At 34.2% G+C, this 26,021-nt stretch carries 26 protein-coding genes, 4 tRNA genes and 2 pseudogenes; 12 read left to right on the top strand and 20 right to left on the bottom strand.

The window, feature by feature from the left end:
- Positions 1-109: 109 nt before the first annotated feature.
- Together A9G47_RS02120 and A9G47_RS02115 are read right to left on the bottom strand one after the other, a co-directional pair.
- Positions 110-580, bottom strand: a complete 471-nt coding sequence (locus tag A9G47_RS02120; protein ID WP_442903227.1) for a GNAT family N-acetyltransferase — start codon at positions 578-580, stop codon at positions 110-112.
- Positions 577-852, bottom strand: coding sequence for a type II toxin-antitoxin system TacA family antitoxin (locus A9G47_RS02115; RefSeq protein WP_065642040.1), 276 nt, complete (start codon positions 850-852; stop codon positions 577-579). Before A9G47_RS02115 ends, A9G47_RS02120 begins: the two co-directional genes overlap by 4 nt.
- A 142-nt stretch (positions 853-994) precedes the next feature.
- On the opposite strand from A9G47_RS02115, the pseudogene A9G47_RS14810 reads away from it, so the two are divergent.
- Together A9G47_RS14810 and A9G47_RS02105 are read left to right on the top strand one after the other, a co-directional pair.
- Positions 995-1,628 (top strand): annotated as a pseudogene (locus A9G47_RS14810) (integrase core domain-containing protein).
- Between the two features lie 40 nt (positions 1,629-1,668).
- Positions 1,669-1,930, top strand: a pseudogene (locus A9G47_RS02105) (integrase core domain-containing protein); the annotation flags it as partial.
- Positions 1,931-2,608: 678 nt separating this feature from the next.
- Here the strand turns inward: A9G47_RS02105 and A9G47_RS02100 are convergent.
- The 4 genes from A9G47_RS02100 to A9G47_RS02085 form a co-directional block, all read right to left on the bottom strand.
- Positions 2,609-2,684 (bottom strand) — tRNA-Gly (locus A9G47_RS02100).
- 71 nt (positions 2,685-2,755) lie between these two features.
- A complete protein-coding gene (locus A9G47_RS02095) occupies positions 2,756-3,013 on the bottom strand; it encodes a DUF1145 domain-containing protein (protein ID WP_065568155.1) in 258 nt (85 codons plus the stop codon).
- Complete coding sequence (rsmD, locus tag A9G47_RS02090) at positions 3,013-3,576, bottom strand: 16S rRNA (guanine(966)-N(2))-methyltransferase RsmD (protein ID WP_065642039.1); 564 nt, start codon at positions 3,574-3,576, stop codon at positions 3,013-3,015. Before rsmD ends, A9G47_RS02095 begins: the two co-directional genes overlap by 1 nt.
- A gap of 13 nt (positions 3,577-3,589) precedes the next feature.
- Entirely contained in the window at positions 3,590-6,121 is a 2,532-nt protein-coding gene (locus A9G47_RS02085; RefSeq protein ID WP_065642045.1) for a PBP1A family penicillin-binding protein, read from the bottom strand.
- Positions 6,122-6,378: 257 nt separating this feature from the next.
- Here A9G47_RS02085 and A9G47_RS02080 point away from each other — a divergent pair, with 257 nt between their 5' ends.
- Entirely contained in the window at positions 6,379-6,783 is a 405-nt protein-coding gene (locus A9G47_RS02080) for a protein YgfX (protein ID WP_081302276.1), read from the top strand.
- A 46-nt stretch (positions 6,784-6,829) separates the two neighbouring features.
- On the opposite strand, the gene tusA is transcribed toward A9G47_RS02080, so the two are convergent.
- The 6 genes from tusA to A9G47_RS02050 all read right to left on the bottom strand — a co-directional run bounded on the left by tusA (position 6,830) and on the right by A9G47_RS02050 (position 11,115).
- Positions 6,830-7,066 carry a sulfurtransferase TusA gene (gene tusA, locus A9G47_RS02075; RefSeq protein ID WP_065566163.1) on the bottom strand — a complete coding sequence of 79 codons (237 nt, stop codon included), beginning with the start codon at positions 7,064-7,066 and terminating at the stop codon, positions 6,830-6,832.
- A gap of 16 nt (positions 7,067-7,082) precedes the next feature.
- Complete coding sequence (locus tag A9G47_RS02070; protein WP_141672097.1) at positions 7,083-7,889, bottom strand: Cof-type HAD-IIB family hydrolase; 807 nt, start codon at positions 7,887-7,889, stop codon at positions 7,083-7,085.
- Between the two features lie 120 nt (positions 7,890-8,009).
- Positions 8,010-9,341, bottom strand: coding sequence for a type IV pilus secretin PilQ (gene pilQ, locus A9G47_RS02065; protein ID WP_218057406.1), 1,332 nt, complete (start codon positions 9,339-9,341; stop codon positions 8,010-8,012).
- The gene (locus tag A9G47_RS02060; RefSeq protein ID WP_065566161.1) at positions 9,334-9,705 is read right to left on the bottom strand and encodes a hypothetical protein; all 372 of its coding nucleotides are present in this window, start codon (positions 9,703-9,705) and stop codon (positions 9,334-9,336) included. The genes pilQ and A9G47_RS02060 overlap by 8 nt, the downstream gene beginning before the upstream one ends.
- Complete coding sequence (locus A9G47_RS02055) at positions 9,702-10,175, bottom strand: hypothetical protein (protein ID WP_065642038.1); 474 nt, start codon at positions 10,173-10,175, stop codon at positions 9,702-9,704. The genes A9G47_RS02060 and A9G47_RS02055 overlap by 4 nt, the downstream gene beginning before the upstream one ends.
- Complete coding sequence (locus A9G47_RS02050) at positions 10,168-11,115, bottom strand: PilN domain-containing protein (RefSeq protein WP_065642037.1); 948 nt, start codon at positions 11,113-11,115, stop codon at positions 10,168-10,170. Before A9G47_RS02050 ends, A9G47_RS02055 begins: the two co-directional genes overlap by 8 nt.
- A 203-nt stretch (positions 11,116-11,318) precedes the next feature.
- Here A9G47_RS02050 and A9G47_RS02045 point away from each other — a divergent pair.
- The 5 genes from A9G47_RS02045 (at position 11,319) to A9G47_RS14135 (ending at position 12,801) form a co-directional block, all read left to right on the top strand.
- Positions 11,319-11,394, top strand: a tRNA-Val gene (locus A9G47_RS02045).
- Between the two features lie 35 nt (positions 11,395-11,429).
- Positions 11,430-11,505 (top strand) — tRNA-Val (locus tag A9G47_RS02040).
- A 9-nt stretch (positions 11,506-11,514) separates the two neighbouring features.
- Positions 11,515-11,590: transfer RNA gene (locus A9G47_RS02035), tRNA-Lys, on the top strand.
- A 367-nt stretch (positions 11,591-11,957) separates the two neighbouring features.
- The gene (locus A9G47_RS02030) at positions 11,958-12,566 is read left to right on the top strand and encodes a tetratricopeptide repeat protein (RefSeq protein ID WP_065566785.1); all 609 of its coding nucleotides are present in this window, start codon (positions 11,958-11,960) and stop codon (positions 12,564-12,566) included.
- A 76-nt stretch (positions 12,567-12,642) separates the two neighbouring features.
- A complete protein-coding gene (locus A9G47_RS14135) occupies positions 12,643-12,801 on the top strand; it encodes a hypothetical protein (protein ID WP_176700638.1) in 159 nt (52 codons plus the stop codon).
- Between the two features lie 129 nt (positions 12,802-12,930).
- Here the strand turns inward: A9G47_RS14135 and A9G47_RS02025 are convergent, their stop codons facing one another.
- Positions 12,931-13,146, bottom strand: coding sequence for an EexN family lipoprotein (locus A9G47_RS02025; RefSeq protein WP_065642036.1), 216 nt, complete (start codon positions 13,144-13,146; stop codon positions 12,931-12,933).
- A gap of 676 nt (positions 13,147-13,822) precedes the next feature.
- Between A9G47_RS02025 and A9G47_RS02020 the strand changes: the two genes are divergently transcribed.
- Complete coding sequence (locus A9G47_RS02020; RefSeq protein ID WP_065642035.1) at positions 13,823-14,782, top strand: tetratricopeptide repeat protein; 960 nt, start codon at positions 13,823-13,825, stop codon at positions 14,780-14,782.
- 362 nt (positions 14,783-15,144) lie between these two features.
- On the opposite strand, the gene A9G47_RS02015 is transcribed toward A9G47_RS02020, so the two are convergent.
- From A9G47_RS02015 to A9G47_RS02000, 4 genes are all read right to left on the bottom strand, one after another.
- Positions 15,145-17,103, bottom strand: coding sequence for a glycoside hydrolase family 3 protein (locus A9G47_RS02015; protein ID WP_065642034.1), 1,959 nt, complete (start codon positions 17,101-17,103; stop codon positions 15,145-15,147).
- Positions 17,104-17,593: 490 nt separating this feature from the next.
- Entirely contained in the window at positions 17,594-18,220 is a 627-nt protein-coding gene (locus A9G47_RS02010) for a LysE/ArgO family amino acid transporter (RefSeq protein ID WP_065566781.1), read from the bottom strand.
- Between the two features lie 84 nt (positions 18,221-18,304).
- Positions 18,305-19,651, bottom strand: coding sequence for an APC family permease (locus tag A9G47_RS02005; RefSeq protein WP_065642033.1), 1,347 nt, complete (start codon positions 19,649-19,651; stop codon positions 18,305-18,307).
- 106 nt (positions 19,652-19,757) lie between these two features.
- Positions 19,758-20,177: an OsmC family protein gene (locus A9G47_RS02000; RefSeq protein WP_065588084.1), complete on the bottom strand. Its 420-nt coding sequence runs from the start codon at positions 20,175-20,177 to the stop codon at positions 19,758-19,760.
- A gap of 218 nt (positions 20,178-20,395) precedes the next feature.
- On the opposite strand from A9G47_RS02000, the gene A9G47_RS01995 reads away from it, so the two are divergent.
- The gene (locus A9G47_RS01995) at positions 20,396-21,202 is read left to right on the top strand and encodes a sulfite exporter TauE/SafE family protein (RefSeq protein WP_065580249.1); all 807 of its coding nucleotides are present in this window, start codon (positions 20,396-20,398) and stop codon (positions 21,200-21,202) included.
- A 71-nt stretch (positions 21,203-21,273) separates the two neighbouring features.
- Here A9G47_RS01995 and mltB read toward each other — a convergent pair whose 3' ends face one another.
- Entirely contained in the window at positions 21,274-22,347 is a 1,074-nt protein-coding gene (gene mltB, locus A9G47_RS01990) for a lytic murein transglycosylase B (RefSeq protein ID WP_065642032.1), read from the bottom strand.
- Positions 22,348-22,404: 57 nt separating this feature from the next.
- Positions 22,405-23,394, bottom strand: coding sequence for a 2-hydroxyacid dehydrogenase (locus A9G47_RS01985; protein ID WP_065566787.1), 990 nt, complete (start codon positions 23,392-23,394; stop codon positions 22,405-22,407).
- 285 nt (positions 23,395-23,679) lie between these two features.
- Here A9G47_RS01985 and A9G47_RS01980 point away from each other — a divergent pair, with 285 nt between their 5' ends.
- Together A9G47_RS01980 and A9G47_RS01975 are read left to right on the top strand one after the other, a co-directional pair.
- Positions 23,680-24,942, top strand: a complete 1,263-nt coding sequence (locus A9G47_RS01980) for an AmpG family muropeptide MFS transporter (RefSeq protein ID WP_065566776.1) — start codon at positions 23,680-23,682, stop codon at positions 24,940-24,942.
- 9 nt (positions 24,943-24,951) lie between these two features.
- Positions 24,952-25,623: an NAD(P)H-dependent oxidoreductase gene (locus A9G47_RS01975; RefSeq protein WP_065566775.1), complete on the top strand. Its 672-nt coding sequence runs from the start codon at positions 24,952-24,954 to the stop codon at positions 25,621-25,623.
- Between the two features lie 79 nt (positions 25,624-25,702).
- Here A9G47_RS01975 and A9G47_RS01970 read toward each other — a convergent pair whose 3' ends face one another.
- Positions 25,703-25,888 (bottom strand): hypothetical protein, encoded by a 186-nt coding sequence (locus A9G47_RS01970; RefSeq protein WP_065566774.1) that lies wholly within the window; start codon positions 25,886-25,888, stop codon positions 25,703-25,705.
- Positions 25,889-26,021: the final 133 nt, after the last annotated feature.

Here is a 26,021-nt window from a genome sequence, read left to right as displayed (position 1 = left end):
GGTTTAAGCCTTGTGGTGACTAGATTTGAGAAATTTAGATGAAAAATGTACCCGTATTTGTATCCTTAAATTAATCTGCTTTAAAAATGTACAGTTAAGCTCAATTTTATTACCATAAAGAGATTAACATTGTTCTTTCCTGAATTCCAGAATTAACAAATCCAAATTTAATATAAAACGCATTGGCTTCATCTGTTAAGCTATGTACCAATAGTGCTCTAAAACCAACTTGTTTAGAGACTTCTTTCGAGCGTAATATAGCATCTTTTAATAATGCCGCACCTAATCCTTTTGCTTTGTAATTTTTATCAATAGCCAAACGGCCTAGAATAATAACAGGAATAGGATCGGGCATATTGCGCTTAAACCTACTCAATGTTAGTTGTCGATGCAGGATACTACCTGTTGATAAACAATAAAAGCCGATTACTTTGTTATTGTCACAAATTACAAATGTGCGCGAAGCACCACTTTTTTGATTTTTTAAGGATTTTTTCTTCAACCATTCATTCAAAGACAACTCTTCACAATCAAATGACGTAACATCATGATCTTCATTCAATAAGTACGGCGCTTCTATTTTCCCCATGGTGACTTCCGGGACAATAAAGCTTGAATTTTTTCATTACTATCAAAAGAGGCTTCTATTGCATGATTGAAAGCATTTATCTGTTCATCGTCGATTAAAAAAAGACGCTGATCAAGCAAAACATCTTCAGCCTTTGAGCAGGCCGCTTCTAAAATAAAATCAGTGCGTGATTTAGATAGCAAATGCGCTGCAATATCAATCAATTCTTTTTGAGATGCCTTAGCTCTAATATTAATAGGCGATTCTTTGGTTTCAGTTCTCATTTTAATTGCCGTTTTTTATTTAGTATGAATACGCATTGTATATCAAATTGATATACATGTGAAATAGTATTGTAACTACCCCCTAAAATAGTACAGCAAAAAAGTATAAAATTCTCTGATAAAAGTAAAAGAGGATTCAATTATGAAAAAAATGACTGAACATCAAATCGCATCTATTTTAAAAGAAGCAGAGGCAGGTATTCCCGTTAAAGAGTTGTGCCGTAAATAGGGCATGGGTAATTCAACTTTTTATAAATGGCGGGAAAAATAGAGCGGAATGGAAACGTCGGATATTAAACGCTTAAAGGAGCTGGAGGCCGAAAACCGTAAGTTTAAACAGATGTTTGCTGAGCTAAGTTTAAAATCACAGCTCCAGGAAGAAATCATAAAAAAGCTTTAGTGCCCACAAAGGCACGTAAAACGTAGGCATGGGCGCTAAAAAAAATCATTCAGTCACTATTACGAGGCATTAGGCATTGATATTGGCGTGAGTTTACCCGCAGGTAGAGCGACTCGTTATTTGGATAAACTGGGCTAAATCACATGATATAACCATTGATTATATAGCGCCTAGTAGCCCATATCAAAATGGCTATATTGAACGATTTAATCGTACCTATCGCACTGAGGTGCTCGATTTATACCTATTTAATAATCTAGAACAAGCAAGAAAGGTAACCGAAGAATAGCTAACCCTTTATAACACCGAAAGGCCGTATGAGGCACTAAATAACATGACACCGATTGAATACAAAACACTAAAACAGGCTGCTTAATTTTCTACGTGAGTTGTGTACTAAGTTTGGGGTATTTACAATTGAAAAGCATGATTATCAACTTTATCCGGCGATTAATGATATTGACCATACTAAGACAAAAGCTATGTTGCCACAAACGAATGGGATCTGCGAGCGCTTTCATAAAACTATTTTACATGAGTTTTATATGGTGACATTCCGTAAAAAAGCGTTATTCAGATTTAGAAACACTCCAAACAGATCTGGACAATTGGCTGCATTATTACAATAATGAACGAACTCATCAGGGAAAAATGAGCTGTGGTCGAACACCAATTTAAACATTGCTTGATGGAAAACGGATCTGGGAAAAAATCTGAACCAGATTTAACCTGACAGACACCCAATAAAAACTGGTAACTGTCAGATTAGGTTTGAGCTAGTACATAGTGTATTGGCCTGTACATCATAAATAGTCTTGCTACAAAAGGATTAATGTTACCATTTGTCACCACTCAAAAAACTTCAATAAAATCAATAGCTTTTCTGAATTACTTTTATCGTACTCGATTCCCCGTTCTTTTTGACACCGCATAACCTATCTCCCTGATTGGTGAGCTTAACCGTACTTTATGTTGTTAATAGAGCGTTTTGATATTATCAAATAACCGATTTGATTTTGATTCACGTTTACGCCAAGCGTAATAATCTGGCACGCTAATCTTTAATTGACGGCTGATCGGAGGTACAAAATGCTATGACAAATGTTGTTCCCTATATTTATACTTCACCGATTTGGATTATTGATAAAGCACACTGACACTTTTTTAAGATGCTATTTGTCATTTTCAGTTTTTTAGCAAGCTGCATATTAGATAAGGCATAACTCGCCGTCTATTGTTTATAATCTGTCCTAAACTTTCGGCACTATAATGTATTCTTGTACGATTTTTACTTATATTCTAGAGAAGGCATTTACCCATTTTCTTGGCGAGTATTACAATACTGTGATGTTATATTGGAGCGGGAAACGAGGTTCGAACTCGCGACCCCGACCTTGGCAAGGTCGTGCTCTACCAACTGAGCTATTCCCGCTTATTTGAATACTTCGGAAGAAGTGGAGAGCATTATACAAAAAATTTTTTATTTGGCAACTATTTTTGCTTTCATTTTTTATCTTTCCAGCTAAGTGATTCAAAAACACCAAATAAGAACAAACGTAATACTTTAAATTTGTCTTGCTGCTTTTCTTGATTGGTCATGGTAGAATTTAACATCAACGCTTGCAAACCATGAGTAACAGCAAACGCAATTAAACCGACATTGGCGACCACATTGGCTGGCTTTGGATAAGGATGAATAAGATTAAATAATAAAAACAACCATATAAACGAATATAATACTTTACCAATAAATATAAACATTAAATGCCTTCTTGTATAAAAAGATAACTGTGAACCTGCCCAGCAGTTTTTTCGCGATGCAAATGCCAATTAGTTGGAATATAAGCTGTTAAATCATGCCCTATTTCTGTTTCAATATAAATATAAGCTGATGGTTTTAACCAGTTGTTATTACCAAGCGCACTCACCGTTTTTGCTACCAATGCTTGATGAAATGGTGGATCGATAAATACAATATCAAACTGTTTTTCAGCAGGCTTATTTAACCACTGTAAGGTGTCAGTATGATAGACATTGATAGTATCTTTATCAATAAGCTGTTTGTTTTTATTAAGTAGTTGTGCTACTTGCTTATCTTTTTCAAGCAAGGTAACACTTTTAGCGCCTCGCGATGCGGCTTCAAATCCTAATGAGCCGCTCCCTGAAAAACAATCCAAACAATCACTATCATGTATCACTGGCATTAACCAGTTATATAGAGTTTCTTTGATACGATCCGTGGTTGGACGCAACCCTTGTTTGTCTAAAACTGGCAATTTACGCCCACGCCATTTTCCGCCAATAATTCTTATTGAACCATTCATTTTAAATCCTTTATCAGAAAAGCTCTGAAGTATTACCCTCTGAATCTGTTACACTAGTACCAACTTCCTGCGTAGCATAACTTGTTGGTTCAGTCCCTTTGATAAAATATTCTGACATTGTTTTAGAGCCAGATTGAGGCAGTAATCCTGTTTTTTCATCGATAGTAACAGAAATGACATTCTCTGGTTTGACATCTTCTCTTATTGGTACATCTTTTAGGGCAACTTTCATATAATCAACCCATACAGGATTTGCAGTCACAGCCCCTGCTTCAGCTCGGAAAGTTCGCCCTAACTCACGCCGGTGATCATCAAATCCCATCCAAACAGTCGTTACAATATTGCCACCAAATCCAGAAAACCAAACGTCTTTAGATGCATTGGTTGTTCCTGTTTTACCGCCAACATCTTTCCTACCCAATGCTTTTACACGCCATGCAGTACCTTGCCAATTTGAACCACCGAATACAATAGAGCGAAGACCATCTTTCATAATAAATGCGATTCCACTATTTACCGTATGCGGTGCATATTTTGGCGTTACATCAATCGTTTTATTATCGAGGTTTATATCTGGCAATACGATATTATCATCTGATTTAAGGTTGGCTTGTTCTGGTTCTTCATTATCAGATCCATCAGATTCATTCTCAACATTATCTAATGATATTGATTTTGCTTCTTCTGTAACAACATCATCATTACAATTTTGACAAGCAATCACCGGTTGATGCTGATAAATTGTACCAGATCCATTATTGTATTCTATTTTTTCAATTAAGTATGGGGTAATTAAATAACCACCATTAGTGATAACAGAATATGCTCTTGCTACTTGTAACGGTGTAAATGAAGCAGAGCCTAACGCTAACGATTCATTATGTGAAATATTTTCTTTAGGGAATCCAAAACGCTCTAAATAAGTCGCAGCATAATCAATACCAACTGCACGCAAGGCTCTTACCATCATTACATTTTTAGACATACCTAGCCCTATTCTTAAACGTAATGGACCAGCATAATTAGGTGGCGAGTTTTTCGGGCGCCATGTAGCACTACCTGTAGAGCGGACAATTGGTGCGTCATTAAGAAGTGTAGCCATTGTTAAACCTTGCTCTAACGTTGAAGTATAAATAAACGGTTTAATATTCGAACCTAATTGTCGAAGCGCTTGAGTTGCTCGGTTAAATTTACTTAAATTGAAATCATAACCGCCTACAATTGCTTTAATGGCGCCATTATCTGAGTCAAGCGATACTAAAGCAGCATTAACTGCTGGGATTTGTGCTAACTCCCAATTATCAGCAGATTTTTTCACCCAAATTAGTTGTCCTGCTGTTAACGTGTCAGACACCTTTTTAGGAAATGCCCCCTGCCGAGTATCACTAATAAATGGTCGAGCCCATTTCATATTTTGATATGTAATAGTAATATTACTTTTATCAGATAATACAGCCGTTGCTTCTTTATCTGATGAAGTCATGACAACCGCTGGGCACATACCGCTATAACAAATATATTTATCAAGAGTTTGTTGAATTTGCTCCGAATTCCATGGCGTTTCATTTTGCTTCCATAATACTTTTTCAGCACCTCGATAACCATGCCTGATATCATAATCAATAATATGTTTTTGTACTGATTCAGTAGCCGCTATTTGATCTGTTTTCGAGATAGTCGTATAGACTTTATAGCCGTCCGTATAAGCATTTTCACCAAACTTATCGTACATAAATTGGCGCGCCATTTCAGCTACATAAGGAGCAGAAAATTCAATTTGTGGTGAGTGATAACTTGCTCCTAAAGGTTTTGTAATCGCTTCATTATATTCAGCTTGAGTGATATAGGATTGATCTAACATACGACCTAACACCCAATTACGTCTAGCCAATGCACGATCAGGGTGTGAAATAGGGTTAAACGCAGATGGCGCGTTTGGTAAGCCTGCTAATAAAGCAGCTTCATCAATGGTTAACTGTTCTGGTGTTTTACCAAAAAATGTATAAGATGCCGCTGCAACACCATATGCTCTAGAACCAAAATTAATCATATTAAGGTACAGTGCCATGATTTCTTCTTTCGATAACTCTTTTTCCATACGAATAGCCAAAATTATTTCTTTAGCTTTACGGGTTATGCTTTTTTCAGGAGTTAAGAAAAAGTTTTTTGCGACTTGCTGAGTGATTGTACTACCACCTTGAGAAAACCCTTTATGTTTTAAACCAATATACATCGCTCGAGCAATACCAATTGGGTCGATACCAAAATGTTCATGAAAACGAGCGTCTTCGGTTGCTATAACGGCATTAACCACAATTGGTGGAATTTCGTTATATTTTAATGGGGTTCTACGACGTTCACCAAAGGTAGCGATTAGCTCGCCATCTTTACTTAATACTTGCATTGGTGTTTGTAATCGAACATCTTTTAATGTTGTAACGTCCGGAAGGTCTTTAGAATAATAAGCATAACCAGCAATACCAATAACCAAGCCACAAAGAAATAAACCGATGAATAATTTTAGAAGAAATTTTAACACTTTAATTAATATCACAAATCTTTCCTATCTAAATTTTTAAGGCAAAAATAATGGCATCAGAGTTATCTCTGCGCCAAATTTACTCAACCTATCTTTCGATAAGGATCTTCACATTGACATTAAAAGAAAATGCTAATGATTGATCGCTCACCCATTAAAACACACTAAAATTGTGTGCATTATCTCCCATCTTTAGCATTATTTTAAGCAATTTTTAAAGAAATCGTGAAATAATTCTATTTTAACCCAATACATCTTACATTATGTGGAGCATAAAACTTAACATATCCAAGCTACAATTAATGATTTCAACTCTGTTTTATTCAATACTTATGATGCTTTGTCTAGTCATGTTTGCTAATACATCCTTAAATACTTATACCTTTATTATTCTAATCTTATTAATAATTCAATGGTGGCATAGCCTATGTTATTTCAAAACAATTAAAGGTGAATTTGTGTTATTTCACACTATCAATCAAATTTATTGGCATAAACAGCGCTGGTATTTAATGCATACACCGCTTATATTCCGCTATGTTATTATCCTGAATTTAAAATCCAGACATGACGGTAAGCACTGTACACTTTTGTTAATGGCCGATAATCTTCAAGCCAATGACTGGCGTACATTACGTTTTTACCTAAAACAAGTTGATCTAACTTAACTCAAGTGCTTTTTTTATAAAATTTTTCATCAACATAGCTGTTTAACTAATGTGATTTTTTAATCCAGTACTGATAAGGTTGAGACTCTATTTGTGATGACAGCAATTGGTGCTCCATATGGCGACAAAAGCTAGGAACATCACGGGTCGTCGCCAAATCATCGGCAATCACATAAAGGACTTGCCCGATAGCCAGATCTCGAATTGCTTTCCTGATTAACATAATCGGTTCAGGACAGCGCAGTCCTAATGTATTGAGTTCTTTATCAAAAATTATATTCATTTTTTGAATCTGATCATTATAAAAATAATTTACTTAGGTAATGTGGCACAGCCTCTTCAGCATTTGATCCAATAACCTCTAATTTTGGTAACAATGCCTTTAGCTCAGCACTGCCATTTTGCATTATGCAACCTTTACCGGCAGCTTTTAGCATTTCGTAGTCATTCATGCCATCACCAAAAGCAATACTGTCTTGTAAACTGTAGCCTAGTTTTTCAACAACCTTTTTCAATGCACTACCTTTAGACACATTTTCAGCCATTACTTCAAGGCAATTTAATGTTGAAAAGGCAATGCTAATTTTATTACCGAATTTTGCTTCTAACCGATTTTTTAACTGAACCAAATGTGGGTAAAGCGCATCGTCAGTAGTAGTAAAATAAATTTTAGCAATATCATTAGTATCAAAATCAAGTGGGTTAAATAACTGATAAGTAAACTGGGTGTCTTGGTAAAATTCTAATGAAAATGTATCTTCTTTATTGATTAACCAATGATCACCACGATATAAATGAGTATAAACTAAAGGGTCATCCATACTCATTTTAGCTATTTCACAAGCAAGCGATGGCTCAATACTTTGGCTAAAAACTAAATTGCCCGCACTATCATGCACTCTCGCACCGTTAGAAGTAATCATAAAAGCATCAATTTCCATATTTTCCCGCATTTGGGCAACATCAATGTGGTGCCGGCCAGTTGCAAAAACAAAATGGATACCTTTTTTACGAAGCGCTTGAAGAACTTGTTTGGTATAAGGCGATAAGCTATGTTCAGGTGTTAATAAAGTACCGTCTAGATCAGAAGCAACAACATGCATAATATTCTCTACTTTTATAATAAATGGTAATAATAACGACTAAAATTATAGACTTTAAAACAATAATTACTTATCAAAGCCAAAGCTAAAACAAGTTAAAATATAATACAACTCCATTGACATTTACTCAACCAATTGTGGCGTAATAAAAATAACCAGCTCACGTTTTTGTTGTTTGTTACTATTGTGTTTAAATAAACGACCAATTAATGGTATGTCCCCAGCACTAGGCACTTTTTGCTTATTTTTAGTATTAACTTGTTGAACTATACCACCTAATACAACGGTTTCTCCATTTTTTATCTGAACTTGTGTTTTAATCTCTTGCGTATCAATAGCTAATACTTCACCGTTATCACTACGTTTTATTGAACGCCCAGCCGTATTTTGTGTGATATACAAATCTAAAACCATAAGCTCATCAGATAATATTTTAGGTGTCACTTCTAACCCCAAAACAGCATGCTTGAATTCAATTGAAGTAGCACCATTACTACCGCTAGAAACCTCATAAGGAATTTCAGTACCTTGTTTTATCGACGCCATATTTTGATTAGCTGTAAGTAAATTAGGGCTGGCTATAATCTCAAGTTGATTCTCAGATTCAAGCGCTGACAGCTCTAAATTGAGTAAATGTCCCGATAGTTTAGCTAAATTAAAACCAACTGTAGAGGTTGAATGGCTGACCCCAAGCCCAACATCAAACTTATCTAATAATTGCGATGAAGACCCTTCATACCCCCATTTAATACCCAGTTCTGACATACTTTCATCACTCATGGTAACAATATGCGCTGAGATATGAACTTGGGGCATCGGTTTATCCAGTGTTTTAACTAATTTTTTGATATTTGCAAATTGTTTTGGCACATCAGCAATAACGAGGGAATTTGTCCGTTTATCAAATGTAACCCGGCCTCGTTGTGATAACAAATCTTGCTGTTGAATCATTTCAATTAAAGTTGTTGGATCTGCATAATTAACAGCTATAAATAAAGAACTAATAGGTTGGTTTAATTCTTTTTCTCTTTGTTCTGATTGTTGTTTTTGCAATAAAATTTCAGGATCTATCGCTTTAGAAATAAGCAAAATATTATCATCAATTTCTGCTTGTAAATTCGCTGAATCTAATATGATTTTTAGCGCTTTATGCCAATCAACATTATTGAGTTTAATGGTCTGTTTAATTGATATATCTTCTGACATAACCAGGTTCATTTGTTTACTATCGGCTAACGCTTGCAAGATAATTGCAATATCCGTTTGATAAAATGCCATTGAAATATTTTTTTGCTGATCAGCGTTTGATGATGGGAGTATATTGGCATTACTAACATTTGTGTTGATTGCTAAAAATATAAATACTATCAGCAAACGGCTTTTAACCTTAGTTAATATGTAAATAACCAATTGTAAATATTGATATTTTTGGTTTTCGGCAATTTTATTACTCATTTAGCAACATCGTCCATAATACAATATTATGGCAATAATCAGGTAAATCTGCTTGCCATATTATTTTATCGTTTAGTGAAGATTGTACATACCAAGGAAACAAAACATTTGGCACTGTATTATCAGTTATTGCTAGCCAATGATTATCAGAAGCTAACCAAATTTGTTGATAATTCGGATCAATTTGTTTCATAAACCCTCTAAAATGCCAAGCTTGAATTTGCTCAAGTAGTAATGTTGTTTGTTCACTACAAGAAACTCGGTAATGTTGTTGAAAAGGATCGCTTTCCAACAGGATATTAGCTTTTAACTCAAAACAGATAGCACAAAATAAAACGATATATTTATAAAGATAGGGCTTCATTGATAGTCCTTTTCAAACAATAAAGTAAACATTATTTGTAACTGCTGATCTTGCTTGCTGATTTTAAGATTTTTAAAATCAAGATAGTAAAAATCATCGGTTAATGATGAAATTAAATTCATAAAATCAAAAAACTGCCCCTCTAACTCAATCTCCCAATTAGCTGTTTTATCTGTTTGATAATGCTTAAAAGATACTAATGAAAGATGATTTTGCTCGATCGCCAATGCGAATTCCTTATCTGATATCAAACTATATAAAGTATTTTTACTTGCCTGATAACGACTAGCTTTTGCTTGTAATTGCTCATTTTCAATAACTATTTGCTGATATGACTCGACTGCTAGCTGTGCTTGTTGCCGAATATCTTTAATAAACAACAGATAAACGATTACAAAAAACGCCAAACCAAATAAAACACAAAGCATATATTGTTGCCAAATTGGGCGTTCAAAAAAATCACTATTCACTAAGCATTATTTCCATTTCAAAAAATAAATGATTTTTATGGGATAAGATTGTTTTAACTTGACTGTTACTTATATTTTTTAGCGTTAACAAACTTTGATTAAATTTAGTTAGCTCAACATAACTAAAGCTTTGCCCTTCAATCTTTACTTTTTGTGGTTCATAATAAAAACAATCAAGCCAAATTACAGAAGGTAACTGCTGTGAAAGCAATACTAAAGATTGCTGAATTTGTTTTTGGCTTAATGATGGATTAGGCAAATCATGCATTAGTTCTTCAGTTAGTTTTTGTGTTATACCTTGTTGTTGCAAGCGTTTTTCATCATAAGTTTGTAGCTCGTTTTGAGCTTGCATCCACAAATAACAAAGCAAGCAACCGATTGCGCCAATAACACTAGTCGCCACGAATATCAGTTGCCGTTGTTGCTTTGTTTGCTTCTCTTGCCGCCAAGGTAAAAAATTAATTTTAGTATTTTCAAACCCACACCCCACGAACGTTAATAACAATCCATACTTATTAAAAAGATTAATCCAATTTTCAATATAATGACGTTCAGCTATCACCACTGTAATTTGCTTTTTTTGTTCAGTTGCATAAGCAAAATCAAAAAACACGCTTTTAGCTGGTAATTGAAATAATTTATGGATGTTAGCTTCAACATATAAACTCAATTCATTGAATTTGAGCTTTACATCTGGCAAAGCTAGTTGTTGCATTTGGGTTAAATTAATGTCCAAATTGAGCTCAAATTCAGTGCGAGCAGAAAATTTTTTTTGTAGATCATCAATGAAAACCGCTAAATCAGCCTCATTTTGATAATTCCATACAATTAGATCTTCGCTAGCATTTGATGTAGTGTGTTGCTTAACTGCGTTCACTATCCTATAACGTAAAATAGTAGGTTCGACATAAATAATGATGCGTTTTTTATTAAAAAGCATGATGGGTTATCTTTTTATTTTTGCTAACAACATGGCTTAATCCTAATCGTCCTTTTTAAAATAAGAATGGATAAAAGGTATTTTTGCGAACTATTACCCAAAAAATGTTTAAAATTAAATCGAACGAAGCAAATTTTAGAGAAATTTAAAAAAAAGGGTTGACTGAAATAAGGCGTGCCTTATAATGCACATCCACACGGTAAGGGTGATTAGCTCAGTTGGGAGAGCACCTCCCTTACAAGGAGGGGGTCACTGGTTCGAACCCGGTATCACCCACCAATCTTTACCGTGACGTTTCTGTAATGAAACACTTGGGGTGATTAGCTCAGTTGGGAGAGCACCTCCCTTACAAGGAGGGGGTCACTGGTTCGAACCCGGTATCACCCACCATCTTTAGATGGGTCGTTAGCTCAGTCGGTAGAGCAGCGGACTTTTAATCCGTTGGTCGAGCGTTCGAATCGCTCACGACCCACCATTTCATCATATTGACACTCAGCAGATAGACATTACCTAATATCAAGTAAGAAAAGTAATAGAAATGCTAACTAGTATCTAGCAAATTTATTTAAAATAAACTGTTATAATTGATAGTGCTGCCTTAAACGAATAAAACTCATAACGCGCTGAATAGTTAAGATCACAATTTACTATTTTCGCTTTAAAGTCTAATCAATACTCATTCCCTAAGCTAAAAAGTCATGGCTAATTACAGTGTATTATTGAATAAATAACAATATTATACTTCTTTTACAATCGCGATTAAGGTTGAAACAAACTAATTAAGCTATACTAAACAAATAAATACGATAAAATACTCGGTATTTATTTTTGAAGGAAGTTGTATGCTAAAGTTTTTTGCTACGTTATCACTAGTTTTATGTTTTAGTATTGCGGCAAATGCCGATCAACAAACTATGTTTGATTTTAATCAAGAGTATCAAAAAGCAACAGAACAAAATGATGCTGAAGCGCAGTACCACGTAGGTCTTATGTATGCCGATGGTTCATACGCTAAAAAACGCCAATTTAAAGGGATCGAAAATGGATTCGAACAGCAATCAGAAACACAGCCTGACTATATTAAAGCAAAAGAGTGGTTTGAAAAAGCAGCCAATCAAGGCAATATTGCCGCTCAACATAGCTTAGCTTTATTGTACTTTAACGGACAAGGCACAAAACAAAACTATTCAAAAGGAATTGAGTGGGATACAAAAGCTGCTAAAAAAGGGGATGCAATTGCCCAATATACATTAGCCATGCTCTACTACCAAGGCACAGGTGTAAAAAAGAACTATTTTAAAGCAAAACAATGGTTTGCTAAGGCTGCAGAACAAAATTATTCTGATGCAAAAGATCATTTAATTGTTGTAACAAAAAAGGTCAATGCCATTGTAGCCAAACAGCAAGCTAAGAAAAAACAAGCTAGTGATAATGATTGCGGTTGTGACTAAAGCCAAATGTACTCAAATCAAATAATAGCAACGTATTGATTTAATATTAACTTATAAGTTAGAAGAAGTTAATGCAATGTTTTCCAGCGCAACAGATAACCAAAGCGATATTGAGAAAGAATCAGATTATTGGCGCGCTAATTATCAATTTCCAATAAATGGTAAGCAGCCAGAATTTACCAATTTAATTGATGACAACAGTACCGAAAAAAATAATTTTATCGAAACAGATTAATCGATTTTTAAATGGCAATAAAGCAGAAAAAGGAGATAAGATTATAATGCAAGATGATAAGTTTATAATAAGAAAATTAAGTTTATAAACTTATCACAGATAGAATTTTAAAATTAGTGGATCACTATATTAGTTCCAACTTGCATTACCAACTCTATTTTTGGAAACAATTGCTTTGTGAGAGTTTTGACAATTTAAATTATCCCCATCTATTTCACCGTTCTCACATTTTTTACGGTATTCATCTAGTAGTTCTTTATTATTTTTGAAATCGTCAACTGTATAGGTTTTCTCATTACATCCGAATAAGAACATGGCAGTAATCAATATTAGTATTTTTTTCATATAAATTCCTTACAATCGTTGGTTAATATTAGATAAAGTTTTATTGTGTTTTATTAAAAAATCATTTACAGCTAACCTAAATAAATCAGAAACTGTTTTCAAAGTCAACTTTGCCAAGAAATAAGATGACTATTCAAAATGGTGAAATGTTTATAATAAATAAGAAAAATCAATTTATTATAAAAGCGTCATCACAAAGAATATTAAAAGCCACAATGTAGTTTCTTAGTTAAATTAATCCCGTGCGTGAGGATTGTGTTTTGATGAGTTTAAACTTCAAATAGCTTTGAAAAAGTTTTGACAATTTAAACTATCACCATCAAGTTAACCATGCTCACATTTTTTAAGGTATTTATCTAATAGTTCTTTGTTATTTTTGAAATCTTCTACAATATAGATCTTCTCATTACATCCGAATAAAAATATTATGATGCTTTTTGGTGCTTGTTTCTATACGGTATACTGTAATTCTTTATCTTCACGTTCCATCACGTAAACTTGAAAACTAGACAGCAATAATAAATGAACATGTCTGCACATTAAAATAAATCGACATGTAATCAGATAAAGATAAAAAAGATATTTATGCTTATTAAATAATCATAAATAAGCTTGCAAATAAATAAAAAAGATCCTTTAATAAAAACAATCTTCCCCAATTAACACAGGCAGATAAATGAAAAAATTAACATTGATAATTTGCTTATTAATATCTGTAAACATTTCAGTTTTCGCACAACTCAATACAAAATACAATTTTAATGTTGAATATAAAAAAGCGACTGAACAAAATAACGCTGAAGCACAATACAATTTAGGTTATATGTATAACTATGGCCTAGGTGTTAAACAAGATTATGCAAAAGCTATTGAATGGTATCAAAAAGCAGTTAATCAAAATCACTCTGACGCCCAAGTAGCTTTAGGCTATATGTATGCTACAGGTCAAGGTGTAGAGCAAAATTTACTAAAAGGAAAAGAGTTATATGAAAAAGCAGCATTGAGTGGTAATGCTCTAGGCCAATATAATATGGGGACACTTTACGAATTTGCAGAAAAAAAACATTATCGTAAAGGAATTGAACAAAATTTAAATGATAACAGTATCAGTCAAAATTATTTTAAAGCCAAAGAGTGGTATGAAAAAGCAGCAAAACAAGGTAATAAAGAGGCACTCAATAATCTAGGCGTTTTCTATTATAACGGAACTGCTGTAAAAAAAAGCTACACGACAGCCAGAAAACTTTATGAGCAAGCTGCCCAAAAAGGCAATATGATGGCAAAACATAATTTAGCTAATATGTATTACAATGGATTGGGTGGGTTAAAAAAAGATTTTGCCAAAGGCGTTGAGTTAGATACTGAAGCTGCGGAATCTGGCAATCCAGATGCGCAATGTAGCTTAGGCTGGTTATATTATCAAGGGTCATGGTTTGCAAAAGATTACAGTAAAGCATTAGCGTGGTTTCAGCTTTCCGCGCAACAAAATTATGCGGAAGCTCAATACTATTTAGGTATCATGTATCAAAATGGCCAAGGAGTTGCACAAGATATTTACAAAGCAAAATATTATTTTCAGCAAGCTTGTAAAAATAACCATAAAGATGCTTGTAAATATGTAAAAAATATTCTTTGATTATGATTATTCCCAAACGAATTTTTCAGACCTTATTGTATTGCTAATAAATAACTTTTTATTTAAACAAGCAATGATATAAATGATTTGTGGATGGGAAAATAACTTTGTATCGGCAACATTATTAATTACCCTATTTCTGCATTGAGGGTAATTTTGATGATTTAATTTATTCAAAATTACCCAAATCGTCTTAATTTTTAATATTTTAGTTTTAATATCTTCGCTAATTCTATTATCAAGCCTATTAATCTTTTTTCATCCATGTTTATTGGCTTTCTTTGTGCATTAGAATGCGTTAAAAACAGGCAAACACACAAAATAATTTACAAAAATAATTTATAAAGCCAATGCGTTATCCCTTACTGCGTTAAACCATAACCAAGCGGATAGAGTGCTTTCATATCATTAGGCAGATCTGAAGATTGTTGCTGTACGCTATCCATCGAGTCTGGTAGTGAAAATGGTATTTTAGCTACGTAAGGTTTGTCATCAAATAATCTATCAAACAACACTTCATCATTTACCCCAAAATTAGCAATAACAGCACTAGCGTATTGTTTTAATGGGGTGACAATTGCTGGTCTATCTAAATAAACAGTAACAACAACAGGATGCGTTTTACTTGCTTGCGCAATAAATTCAATATCTCTATCCTTAGGAGGAAATGCTAAAGATCCCTCATGATGCTCTAAGCCAAAAAAGTAACCTTTATGATTTTGCTCATAAGGTGCATTTATTCGGGCAACAACCACATCAGCTTGCTCTAATTTATCAACAATATTCACTTTATTCTTTAACAGATTTTTAACATTTGGTAAAAAGCCATATAAATAGATTTTGTTATTGGCGTTTAGTGGTAATGTTTTTTGTGCGTTTTCAAGTAATACCAAAGAATTATATTGGGCCTGACTCGCCATCTTTTGAAAATCTTTGTTGCCAACAATACTTGTTTTGTTTGGATCTACATATGGTGTTTCAAATTGACCTAGAGAAAATTTTTGAATCAAAATCGCTAAAACGGCTTTATCGATATCTTTTTCGGCAATTTTTTTATTCTTAACAGCAGTTACAATAATTGAACTATCGCTAACCCCGCCAAACTGTTGAATGCCAGCATGAAAAGCTTTAATAAAGCGTTGCTCTTTAGTAAGATCCTCAACTCCCCATGGCATGCCTTCAACTTTAGGTTTACCCCCCGGAGCTGTTCCATTGACACAAATATCATTACAATCATTAGTAATACTCCAATCACTTATAACAACACCTTTAAACTGATAGGTATTACGTAATAGATCTTGCAATAAAAATGAATTAAACCCACCGCCAACAGCGTCAAACTTATGATCACCTAACTGAGCATTTTTTAATATAGAATAAGTTGGCATGACACCTGCAACATTTACCTCAAAAGCGCCTGTAAATGGAATAATATGTTCTTTTAAACTATCTTTATGGGTAAAAAGCGCATATTTACCATAAGCACTATGACTATCAAATCCATTTTCGGCAGCACCATATCCCACCCAGTGTTTCACAACAGCAGCGACACTTTGCGAATTTAGACCTTTGCTACCATTTTGTATTCCAGATATATAACCACGAACCATTTTTTTGCTTAACTCAGGATTTTCACCAAATGTCCCCTCAAATCTAGCCCAACGCGGTTCTGTACCTAAATCGGCCATGGGTGACAAGGCTTGCGTTACACCTAATGATCGGTATTCTTGACGAATAATATCGCCATATTCATTGATATCTTTTTCACGACCAATAGCCGCCATGCCTAATGTTCCAGGCCACTGACTAAAACCACTTTTTATACCTAACTCATTACCATAATAAAACGTATTTCTAGGATCAACACTTATTGTCAATGGAATGGATAAACGAGAAGATTCAGCTATTTTTTGTAACTGATTATTCTGCTCTGCAAAATCTTTAGGATTAACTTCTAATCTGGTTATAAAGCTATTAACTTTATCTTTCAGAATCAAAACAGTCAGCTTTTTAAAATCATATTTATCACCACGCCCTATTTCATTATTTACACTTGGCGCATTGCCATGCATCATTATCCCTGCTTTCTCTTCTAATGACATTCTTGAAAGCAAATCCTGTGCTCGTTGCTGTGGCGATAAACGCCAATCTTCATATGGAGTTAATTTTCCATTTTTATCCATATCTTTAAACTCAAGACCATCCACAGTCATTTTTTTTAATTGATTGCTTTCAATTTTGACTTGGTCAATAGCAAATAATGGACTTGTGGTAAGAACCGCACTAATTAATAGTGTTAGTTTTAAAATATTACTTTTCATTGTTTTCTCCTTAAGTGATCTATTACGCATTTATTAATAGTAAATTTATAAAATAACTGAATTGAATAAACTGTAATAAACCATCTTATATCTACGCTATAACTAATCCATACGCTTCAACTTTCCTTTATATAAAACAAAACCCTTATATAAAAAAACCTAAACACTTTATTAACCAAAATGTTTAGGTTTTGCCTGTATAAACAATTAGCTGTACAGTAACAATCCAAATTTATACTATGTAAGCTAACACTAATTATATAAAGAAGATATCTTATAATTTAACAAATACATGTAATTGTGATAATAGTCACATTATTATTTCATAATGTTATTTGATAATTACTCTCAAGGGGGATAAAAATGCCCAAAAGAGCCTTTATTATTTAAAGATCTTAAATGGATGTTTGATGAGCAAAGTAAGGATGTTTATTAATAGACCGAACGCTCTTTGAATCATATAGGCTATAGCCTATTTACTGTTCTAGCTTTAATTGTTATAAACGACATAAAAAACTAGTCGGTAAGCGATGTACAACATGACAGTGCCAACTAGGCAATCTAAGATTATCCACATCTTTTTTTGTTTAAATAATGGCGCTAACAATCTTGCACCATAACCAATACCAAAGAACCATACAAAAGAGACACAAACAGCGCCAATCAAAAATGCCAGTTTTTGTTCACTATTTAGTGTGCCAGCTATTCCCCCAACAATCACAACCGTATCTAAATATACATGTGGGTTAAGCAAAGTGACCGCTAACGTTGCAACTACCACCTTGATTAAACGGCTATTATTCACATCTTGAGATTCTATTTGCATATTACTTGTGCCTTTAATTGCACTTTTAAACGCACTAAAACCATACCAAATTAAAAAAAACGCCCCCAATATTGCTAGCAGATTTGTGATTAAAGGATTACGACTAATGAAAGAGCCCACCCCTAAAATACCAATCGACATTAATACAAAATCACAAATAAAACAAATTGCCGACACATAGAAAATATGGTTTTTTAATATTCCCTGTTTGAGAACAAATAAATTTTGTGCACCAATAGCGATAATTAGGCTAGCTGAAATTAACGCGCCACGTAATATTTCTGATAGCATTTTATTATAACGCCTGAGGAAAATAGGAAAATATTGTCATTTTAATTAAGATGCAATAAATCTTCAATAAATGTATTAAGCTTATTATTCATGTTTTTCTAAGCAAACTAATTGGGCCTGCTCTTTGTTTAAATAGAGAATAATCATACCAATTGCTAACCAAATTACACCGACAATTTTTGCATCATTATCAATATGTAGTAATACAGGTAATAACACTATAATACCAATAATAGGCATAAAGATATTTAAAACCCAAGAACGCCAACCCTTTGAATGTCTTTTGAACTTAAAGTAGCCGATTACAGATAAATGTAACATAATAAATGCCGTTAACGCACCAATATCAACAAATGACACTAGAGTTGCTAATCCTTTATCATGATTGGCGGCAATAACAACTAAGCATAAATTAAATAGCGCAGAGCATAAAATAGCCATTGCCGGCACGCCACTTTTTTTACCCACTTTAGCAAAAAATGAAGGTAAACGCTTATCGCGCCCCATACTGAATAAAAGACGACTTGCGGCAGCTTGCCCAACCATTGCAGCAAATGATGCACCAATGGCTTTCATCAAACTTAGCGCCCATCCTAGATATAAGTTAATTTCTTGATTAACAATATTATAGTAAGCTTTACCCTGTAGTTCAGGATGACTACGCAAATATTCTGGATTATAAGGATTAAGTAAAGCACCAACATAAATTTGAATTACAAATAGGCAGCCAGCTAAAATTAAACAGCTCATAATGGCTTTACTCACTAAATTATGGGAGCCACCGTTTTCTTCAGAAAAAGTCGCAATAGCATCAAATCCCAAATAAGAGAGTACCGCAATAGATACAGCATTAAACAAATTAGCCCAGCTAAATAAATCACCGCCCCAAAAAGGTTTCAACCAATCTCGACTAATATCACTAGTTGCTATTAGCCAAATACCAACAAATAGCACAGCAAACAATACAATAATTTCAAATAGTAAGATAATTAATGTAATTTTAGCCGATTTTTTGATGCCAATTAAATTCAACGTGGTAGTTAATACAACCGCCAAACAAGTCCATCCCCATACCGGTACGTCAGGCATTAAGGCGTTGAACGAAATACCGCTAAATAAGTAAGCAACAGCAGGAATAAACATATAATCAAGCAATAACAACCAACCGACTAAAAATCCCACATTAGCATGAATACCAATCGAACAATAAGCATAAACCGCTCCTGCATGAGGTAAAGCGTTTGCCATTCTAGCGTAAGAAAATGCGGTAAATGCCATTACCAAAGTTGCTACAATATAAACTAAAACAACTGCACCATCACTGATTGCATCTAAAACACCAAATAACCCTATTGGTGCTGCTGGACCAATAAAAAGCAAACCCAGAATAACCATATCCCGAAATCGCATAGTTTTACTTAATTGTTGCATAACCACTCTCTTATTGCTCTGACTAATAAAATGTTAAATGATTAATGCAAAATACACTAAGATCAGCTTGTTATTAGATTATAATTATTCGTTATAAGAATAAACTTTAGTGATATTCTCTAACCTCATAGGTATAAGACATTTTTGCGGTTTTTCCTAGCATGATAGAGGCACTACAGTATTTTTCTGAAGCAAGTTTCACGGCTCTTTCTACTGCTTGATCATCTATATTGATACCTGTAATCACAATATGGAAATTAATAGATGTATAGACTTTTGGTGAAGATTCTGCTTGAGTTTTATCAATTTCTATCCAAAGATCGCGAATATCTTTTTTATTATTTTTTAAAATAGCGATAATATCATAAGCCATACAACCTGCTGCACCATGTAACAAAAGCTCCATAGGGCGAGCGCCACGATTACGCCCTCCATGTTCAATACCGCCATCCATAACTAACGAGTGCCCACTGGCTGTTTCGCCTAAAAAACCAAAATCATCAATCCACTTTAAACGATCTTTCATTATTCACTCCCGTCAATTTATTTTTAAACTTTTATTCGTTACCGTCGGCTAAATAACATAAGATTTTTTAACCATCTTGTCATCTTTTAATTTACTATTTTGCAATCAAACCTGATAATGATATTAAACGGTAGATCAGTAGAATCAATTATCTAATCTTAATTTTTACTTAACAAAAAAGATGGGGTATTAGTGTTACCATACTTTAAGGATTAAACATGATTCTTGAATTTATTATATTCCTTTCTATAGGCGCTGTTGCGGGATTATTAGCTGGTATGTTTGGTGTTGGCGGTGGTGCATTAATAGTGCCCTCCTTAATCTTTACCTTAAATTATTTTAATCTAGGTAATGCTTGGGTTAACCATATCGCGATTGCAACCTCATTAGCAACCATCATTGGCACAAGTTTATCTTCAAGCTATATTTATAATAAAAACAATGATATTCAATGGAATATCCTTAGAAAAATGGTTTTAGGTTGTATCATAGGCACTTTAGGTGGTTCGTATATGACGCCTTATATTCCAGGGGTTTGGTTAAAATGGATATTTATCATTTTTCTTATTTATGTTAGTGGCCAATTTATTTTACAAGCGAGTAAAGTTTCACAAAATCATACTAGTAAAAATATTTCTATTAATAACAGCATTTTTATATTTGCAGGAACCTTAATTGGCATTTTTGCTGCACTTGTCGGCGTGGGTGGTGGTGTTTTAGTTGTACCATTTTTACAAAAATGTGGCATAGATATGCGAAAAGCAATTGGAACATCGGCTGCTTTCACTTTACCCGTTGCTATCGGTGGTACAGTTGGCTACATCATTGCGGGTTGGCATACCCCACAATTACCCCAATATTGCTTAGGCTTTATTTATTTACCTGCGGCATTAACTATTATGCTGGCGAGCATTCCTATGGCAAAAGTGGGGGTACAAATTGCACAAAAATTATCAATAAAAAAGCTGATCAAGTTTTTTGGTGTATTTTTATTATTACTTGCAATAAAACTGATTATTTCTTAAATATTATTGGCAGATATAAAAAAGGTCGCATAACAACGACCTAATAAAATTTGATATTAAATATTCGATAGTTATCTTGCTTCTTTAACTGCAAGTCCCAATTGCCAAACTGCCATGGCATAATGCATGCTATGGTTATAGCGGGTTATGGTATAAAAATTCGGTAAGCCATACCAAAATTGGTAACGATCACCCATATCAAGGCGCAATAGACTCACCTGAGTATGACCATCTAGTGAGCCTTGTGGTTTCAAGCCAGCTTTTGCAAGCGTTTCAATTGAGTATTTAGTGCTAAAACCTGAGTTAAGTGATGGAGCCTGACCATCAGCCATTACCGCCACTTTCTTACCTCGTTGCCAACCATATGACTTAAAGTAGTTTGCTACACTACCGATAGCATCAACTGGATCCCACAAATCAACATGACCATCATGGTTAAAGTCAACGGCATGACGTCTAAACGCTGACGGCATAAATTGACCATATCCCATTGCGCCAGCAAATGATCCACTTAAATCAAACGGATCAACGCTTTCATCACGGCACATCACCAAAAAGTCTTCTAATTCGTTAGAAAAATATTGTGCACGCCTTGGATAGTAAAAGGCAAGCGTTGATAGCGCATCAATAATTTTCGTTTTACCCATTACTCTACCCCAACCTGTTTCGACACCGATAATGCCAACAATAATTTCAGGTGGAACACCATATTCGGTATAAGCACGCTTTAACTCTTTTTCGTATTGGTTCCAAAATTCAACACCACGAGGGAGGTTGCTTGCCGTAATAAATTTATTTTTATAACGAATCCAAGCACCATTTGGTCCTGTTGCAGGTCCTGATTTTGGTGCTTGTTTATCCATTAAATTAATTACCCAATCAAGTTTATTGGTCTGAGCAAGCACATTGCGAAGCTGTTGACGGTTAAAACCATGCTTGCTCACCATTCTATCGATAAATTTTTCTTTATCTATTTCTAATAACGGACTTGCGGTTTTAGATGGGTTGTGATCTTTTTCGAGATAAACACCGCCTTTGACATTTGCATGCCCACGGTGTTCTTTCATTGGCGATGTTGAAGATCTATTACTGCTACAAGCTACAAGCAATAAAATTAAATTAAGACAAACGATAATACGGCGCATAAAAAAATCCATATCTTAAGTAATTAAAAAATCGACAACATCATAAGGGATTTCTTATTATTTAACAATATTTGAGCATGATTTACCTTCCGCAACTTGCTTAATATTGCTCAAAGTGGTGTCAGAAATATTCAACAATGCTTCTTGCGTCAAAAAGGCTTGATGACCTGTAAAAATAACATTATGGCAAGAAGACAAACGACGGAATACATCATCTAAAATGACATCATTTGATTTGTCTTCAAAAAATAGATCACGTTCATTTTCATAAACATCCATGCCCAAAGCACCAATTTTGGTTTGTTTTAATGCTTCAATAGCAGCTGTTGCATCAAGTAATGCTCCACGGCTGGTATTGATAATCATCACGCCATTTTTCATCTTTTGGAATGAATCTTTATTTAATAAATGATAATTTTCTGGTGTCATTGGACAATGTAATGTGATCACATCTGATTTGGCATATAGCTCATCTAATTCAACATATTGCGCTCCTAATTCAACCACAATATCATTAGGATAAGGATCATAAGCAAGAATATGCATACCAAAACCTTTCAATATACGAATAACCGCTTGACCAATTTTGCCGGTACCAATCACGCCAGCAGTACGATTGTGCATATTAAAGCCAGTTAACCCATCTAACGAAAAGTTAGCATCACGAGTGCGTTGATAGGCTTTATGCGTTCTTCTATTTAGCGTCATCATTAAAGCCACTGCATGTTCTGCAACGGCTTCTGGCGAATAAGCAGGCACTCGCACTACAGTAATCCCCAATTTTTCAGCTTCTGCTAAATCAACATTATCAAAGCCAGCACAACGAAGTGCTAAAATTTTAATGCCATAACTGGCTAATTTTTGTAGTACTTTTTTATCGACTTCGTCATTAACAAATGCACAAACAGCATCATACCCTTGAGCTGTAACAGCCGTTTTATGACTGAGTTTATGTTCATAATATTCAATATCAAAACCAAACTTTTTGTTTGCCATTTCTAAGTGTTCTTTATCGTAATGCTTGCTACTAAAGACAGCGACTTTAATTGAACTTTTCATATTACTAAACCCCTCTTAATGGTAATTAGTTATTTTTTACTGGTTGTTGGCGTTAATCTTTATACTCAAACAATTTTTATACTGAAACACAACACATAGTCTTTACAATTTTTAACAAAAACGACTTTTAGCTTTCAAAAAAATATTGCGTATCAATTTGTTATGTTGGCAATATCACTTTAGGTAACAGTGTTTACCTTCGCTTATCGAATTATTTTTATAGGTTATATGCTATGATAGCACTTTGCTAAAAACTAACAATAAAGATAGATAATGAATAATGCGCAAAATTCACTTTTGAAAACAATTTTTAACACCAAGATGCTAATCTGCATTTTTACGGGTTTTGCTTCTGGTCTTCCTTTTTATTTATTATTACAACTATTACCTGCTTGGTTAACAAGCGATGGTGTAAATATAAAAACAATTGGTGCTTTTTCGTTAACGCAAATTCCTTATATTTTGAAATTTATCTGGTCGCCATTTATGGATAATATTTCACCGTTTAATTTAGGGCGACGCCGCGGTTGGATGCTGGGTTGCCAAATTATACTTACTTTTTCAATCGCAATATTGGGATTTTTTTCGCCTAAGTTAAACATCTGGTTAATTGCGATTACCTGCTTTATTATTGCGCTATTTTCCGCCACTCAAGATGTTGCGCTTGATGCATTTAGACGAGAATTATTAATTGATAAAGAATTAGGGCTCGGTAATAGTATTCATACAAACGCTTATCGAATTGCAGGTTTAGTACCTGGTTCATTATCACTTATATTATCAAACTATTTACCGTGGAATAGTGTTTTTATCATTACAGCACTATTTATGCTACCGGCTATCATAATGACATTGCTGGTCAAAGAGCCTCTTAATCAAATGCCAAAAAATCACCATTTTAAAGATATCATCATTGAACCATTTAATGAATTTATTACTCGAAATGGGCTTAAAACAGCAATTTTAATATTAGCATTTATCTTTTTATATAAATTAGGCGATAGTATGGCTACTTCATTAGCCACACCTTTTTATTTACAAATGGGCTATAGTCGCCCCGATATTGGCTGGATAGCAAAAAATGCCTCTTTATGGCCAAGCGTATTGGGTGCACTAATTGGCGGTATTTTGATGATAAAAATAGGAATAAACCGCGCACTATGGTCCTTTGGTCTTGTACAAGTTATTTCAATTTTAGGATTTGCTTGGCTTTCGGTGGAAGGTCCTTTTAATGCTATAGGGACATACCAAAAAGCTTTATTAGCAATAGTAATTGGTTTCGAATCACTTGGCGTTGGCCTTGGTTCCGCCGCATTTGTGGCGTTTATCGCAAAAACAACCAATCCGCTTTATACTGCAACACAATTTGCTTTATTTACTAGCATAGCATCAATTCCAAGAACATTAATTAATGCGACAACAGGCATTATGGTTGAATATTTGGGGTGGACAACATTTTTTAGTTTATGTACGATTCTCGCCATCCCAGGTATGTTATTATTATTAAAAGTTGCCCCATGGAATACCAAATCATAAGGAGAAAATATGGATAAGCTAACCCAAGCATTTGATTTTAGACATGCATGTAAAAAATTTGATCAAACAAAAAAAATCAATAATGATGATATTGAATATATATTAGAAGCTGGCCGACAATCTCCCTCATCATTTGGTATGGAGCCTTGGCATTTTGTGGTCATTGACAGTGATAAAATAAAGGCACAATTGCGATCGGTTTGCTACAATCAAGAGCAAGTGACAAGCTGTTCACATTTTGTGATCATACTTTATCGCAAAGCCAATAACTTCACTTCGCAAAGTGATTACTTACGCCGAGCTATTGCTCGTACTTTACCTAATCCCAATGATCAAACAGCAATCGACATTGCTTGCCAAGCATTTATTAATTTTTGCGAGCAAGGACTTGCTGATGGTTTAACCATTAATCACTGGTCAGAAATGCAAGATTATATCGCTAGCGCCAATATGATGACAGCAGCTGCATTTCGAGGCATTGACTCATGTGCAATAGGTGGATTTGATCACGATAAAGTAATACAAATTTTAGAAAAATATATACCGCAATTAAGTAGTGAATCATTTGGTGTTGGGCTATGTTTAGCATTCGGCTATCGAGCCGGAGAGCCTACAGCACGTGTTCGCTGGCCATTGCTAGATATAACAACATATTTATCGGATGACAATTCAACGAGCTAACCAATTGAATACCTTCAATCGCCAAACGGCGAATGAAGGTATAAATGAAAAAACAGCAGAGCTTTATTTAATTAATTGTTTATTTAATTAATTGATAGAGCGCTTCAGCTTCAGATGAAGCCGAATCCATGATAAAGGCAACACCAGATAAAATATTACCAACTTGAGGATCGCTAATATTTTGTTGTACCGAATTTAAAATCTCTTGTGCCCAACCAATTTTTCTAAGCACTGCTTCTACATTTTCTTTTGAAGGATTGTTCATCTTATCTCCCCCTTGTTTTGTTAGGATGTCGAGTAAACTAATAATTAAAATGTTATTGCTAAATGATAGGAAAAAATTTAAGAATAAGAAAAGCGCATATTTTAAACACTGAAAGTAAAAAACCAAAACAAAC

The sequence above is a fragment of the Gilliamella sp. WF3-4 genome, from assembly GCF_001690275.1.
Taxonomy (GTDB): domain Bacteria; phylum Pseudomonadota; class Gammaproteobacteria; order Enterobacterales; family Orbaceae; genus Gilliamella; species Gilliamella apicola_C.
Note: the sequence above shows the minus strand (reverse complement) of the source record. Positions and strands in the feature narration are given on the sequence as shown.

Bases quoted from the DNA above. Each gene is read 5' to 3' on its own strand.
- A9G47_RS02010 (WP_065566781.1), bottom strand. From the start codon at position 18,220: ATGCTATCAGAAATATTACGTGGCGCGTTAATTTCAGCTAGCCTAATT.
- A9G47_RS01995 (WP_065580249.1), top strand. From the start codon at position 20,396: ATGATTCTTGAATTTATTATATTCCTTTCTATAGGCGCTGTTGCGGGA.
- tusA (WP_065566163.1), bottom strand. From the start codon at position 7,066: ATGAATATAATTTTTGATAAAGAACTCAATACATTAGGACTGCGCTGT.
- A9G47_RS01975 (WP_065566775.1), top strand. From the start codon at position 24,952: ATGGATAAGCTAACCCAAGCATTTGATTTTAGACATGCATGTAAAAAA.
- pilQ (WP_218057406.1), bottom strand. From the start codon at position 9,341: ATGAGTAATAAAATTGCCGAAAACCAAAAATATCAATATTTACAATTG.
- A9G47_RS02050 (WP_065642037.1), bottom strand. From the start codon at position 11,115: ATGCTTTTTAATAAAAAACGCATCATTATTTATGTCGAACCTACTATT.
- A9G47_RS02115 (WP_065642040.1), bottom strand. From the start codon at position 852: ATGAGAACTGAAACCAAAGAATCGCCTATTAATATTAGAGCTAAGGCA.
- A9G47_RS02015 (WP_065642034.1), bottom strand. From the start codon at position 17,103: ATGAAAAGTAATATTTTAAAACTAACACTATTAATTAGTGCGGTTCTT.
- A9G47_RS02000 (WP_065588084.1), bottom strand. From the start codon at position 20,177: ATGAAAGATCGTTTAAAGTGGATTGATGATTTTGGTTTTTTAGGCGAA.
- A9G47_RS14135 (WP_176700638.1), top strand. From the start codon at position 12,643: ATGTTTTCCAGCGCAACAGATAACCAAAGCGATATTGAGAAAGAATCA.
- A9G47_RS02060 (WP_065566161.1), bottom strand. From the start codon at position 9,705: ATGAAGCCCTATCTTTATAAATATATCGTTTTATTTTGTGCTATCTGT.
- A9G47_RS02030 (WP_065566785.1), top strand. From the start codon at position 11,958: ATGCTAAAGTTTTTTGCTACGTTATCACTAGTTTTATGTTTTAGTATT.
- rsmD (WP_065642039.1), bottom strand. From the start codon at position 3,576: ATGAATGGTTCAATAAGAATTATTGGCGGAAAATGGCGTGGGCGTAAA.
- A9G47_RS02005 (WP_065642033.1), bottom strand. From the start codon at position 19,651: ATGCAACAATTAAGTAAAACTATGCGATTTCGGGATATGGTTATTCTG.
- A9G47_RS02020 (WP_065642035.1), top strand. From the start codon at position 13,823: ATGAAAAAATTAACATTGATAATTTGCTTATTAATATCTGTAAACATT.
- A9G47_RS02080 (WP_081302276.1), top strand. From the start codon at position 6,379: ATGTGGAGCATAAAACTTAACATATCCAAGCTACAATTAATGATTTCA.
- A9G47_RS01980 (WP_065566776.1), top strand. From the start codon at position 23,680: ATGAATAATGCGCAAAATTCACTTTTGAAAACAATTTTTAACACCAAG.
- A9G47_RS02025 (WP_065642036.1), bottom strand. From the start codon at position 13,146: ATGAAAAAAATACTAATATTGATTACTGCCATGTTCTTATTCGGATGT.
- A9G47_RS01970 (WP_065566774.1), bottom strand. From the start codon at position 25,888: ATGAACAATCCTTCAAAAGAAAATGTAGAAGCAGTGCTTAGAAAAATT.
- mltB (WP_065642032.1), bottom strand. From the start codon at position 22,347: ATGCGCCGTATTATCGTTTGTCTTAATTTAATTTTATTGCTTGTAGCT.
- A9G47_RS02095 (WP_065568155.1), bottom strand. From the start codon at position 3,013: ATGTTTATATTTATTGGTAAAGTATTATATTCGTTTATATGGTTGTTT.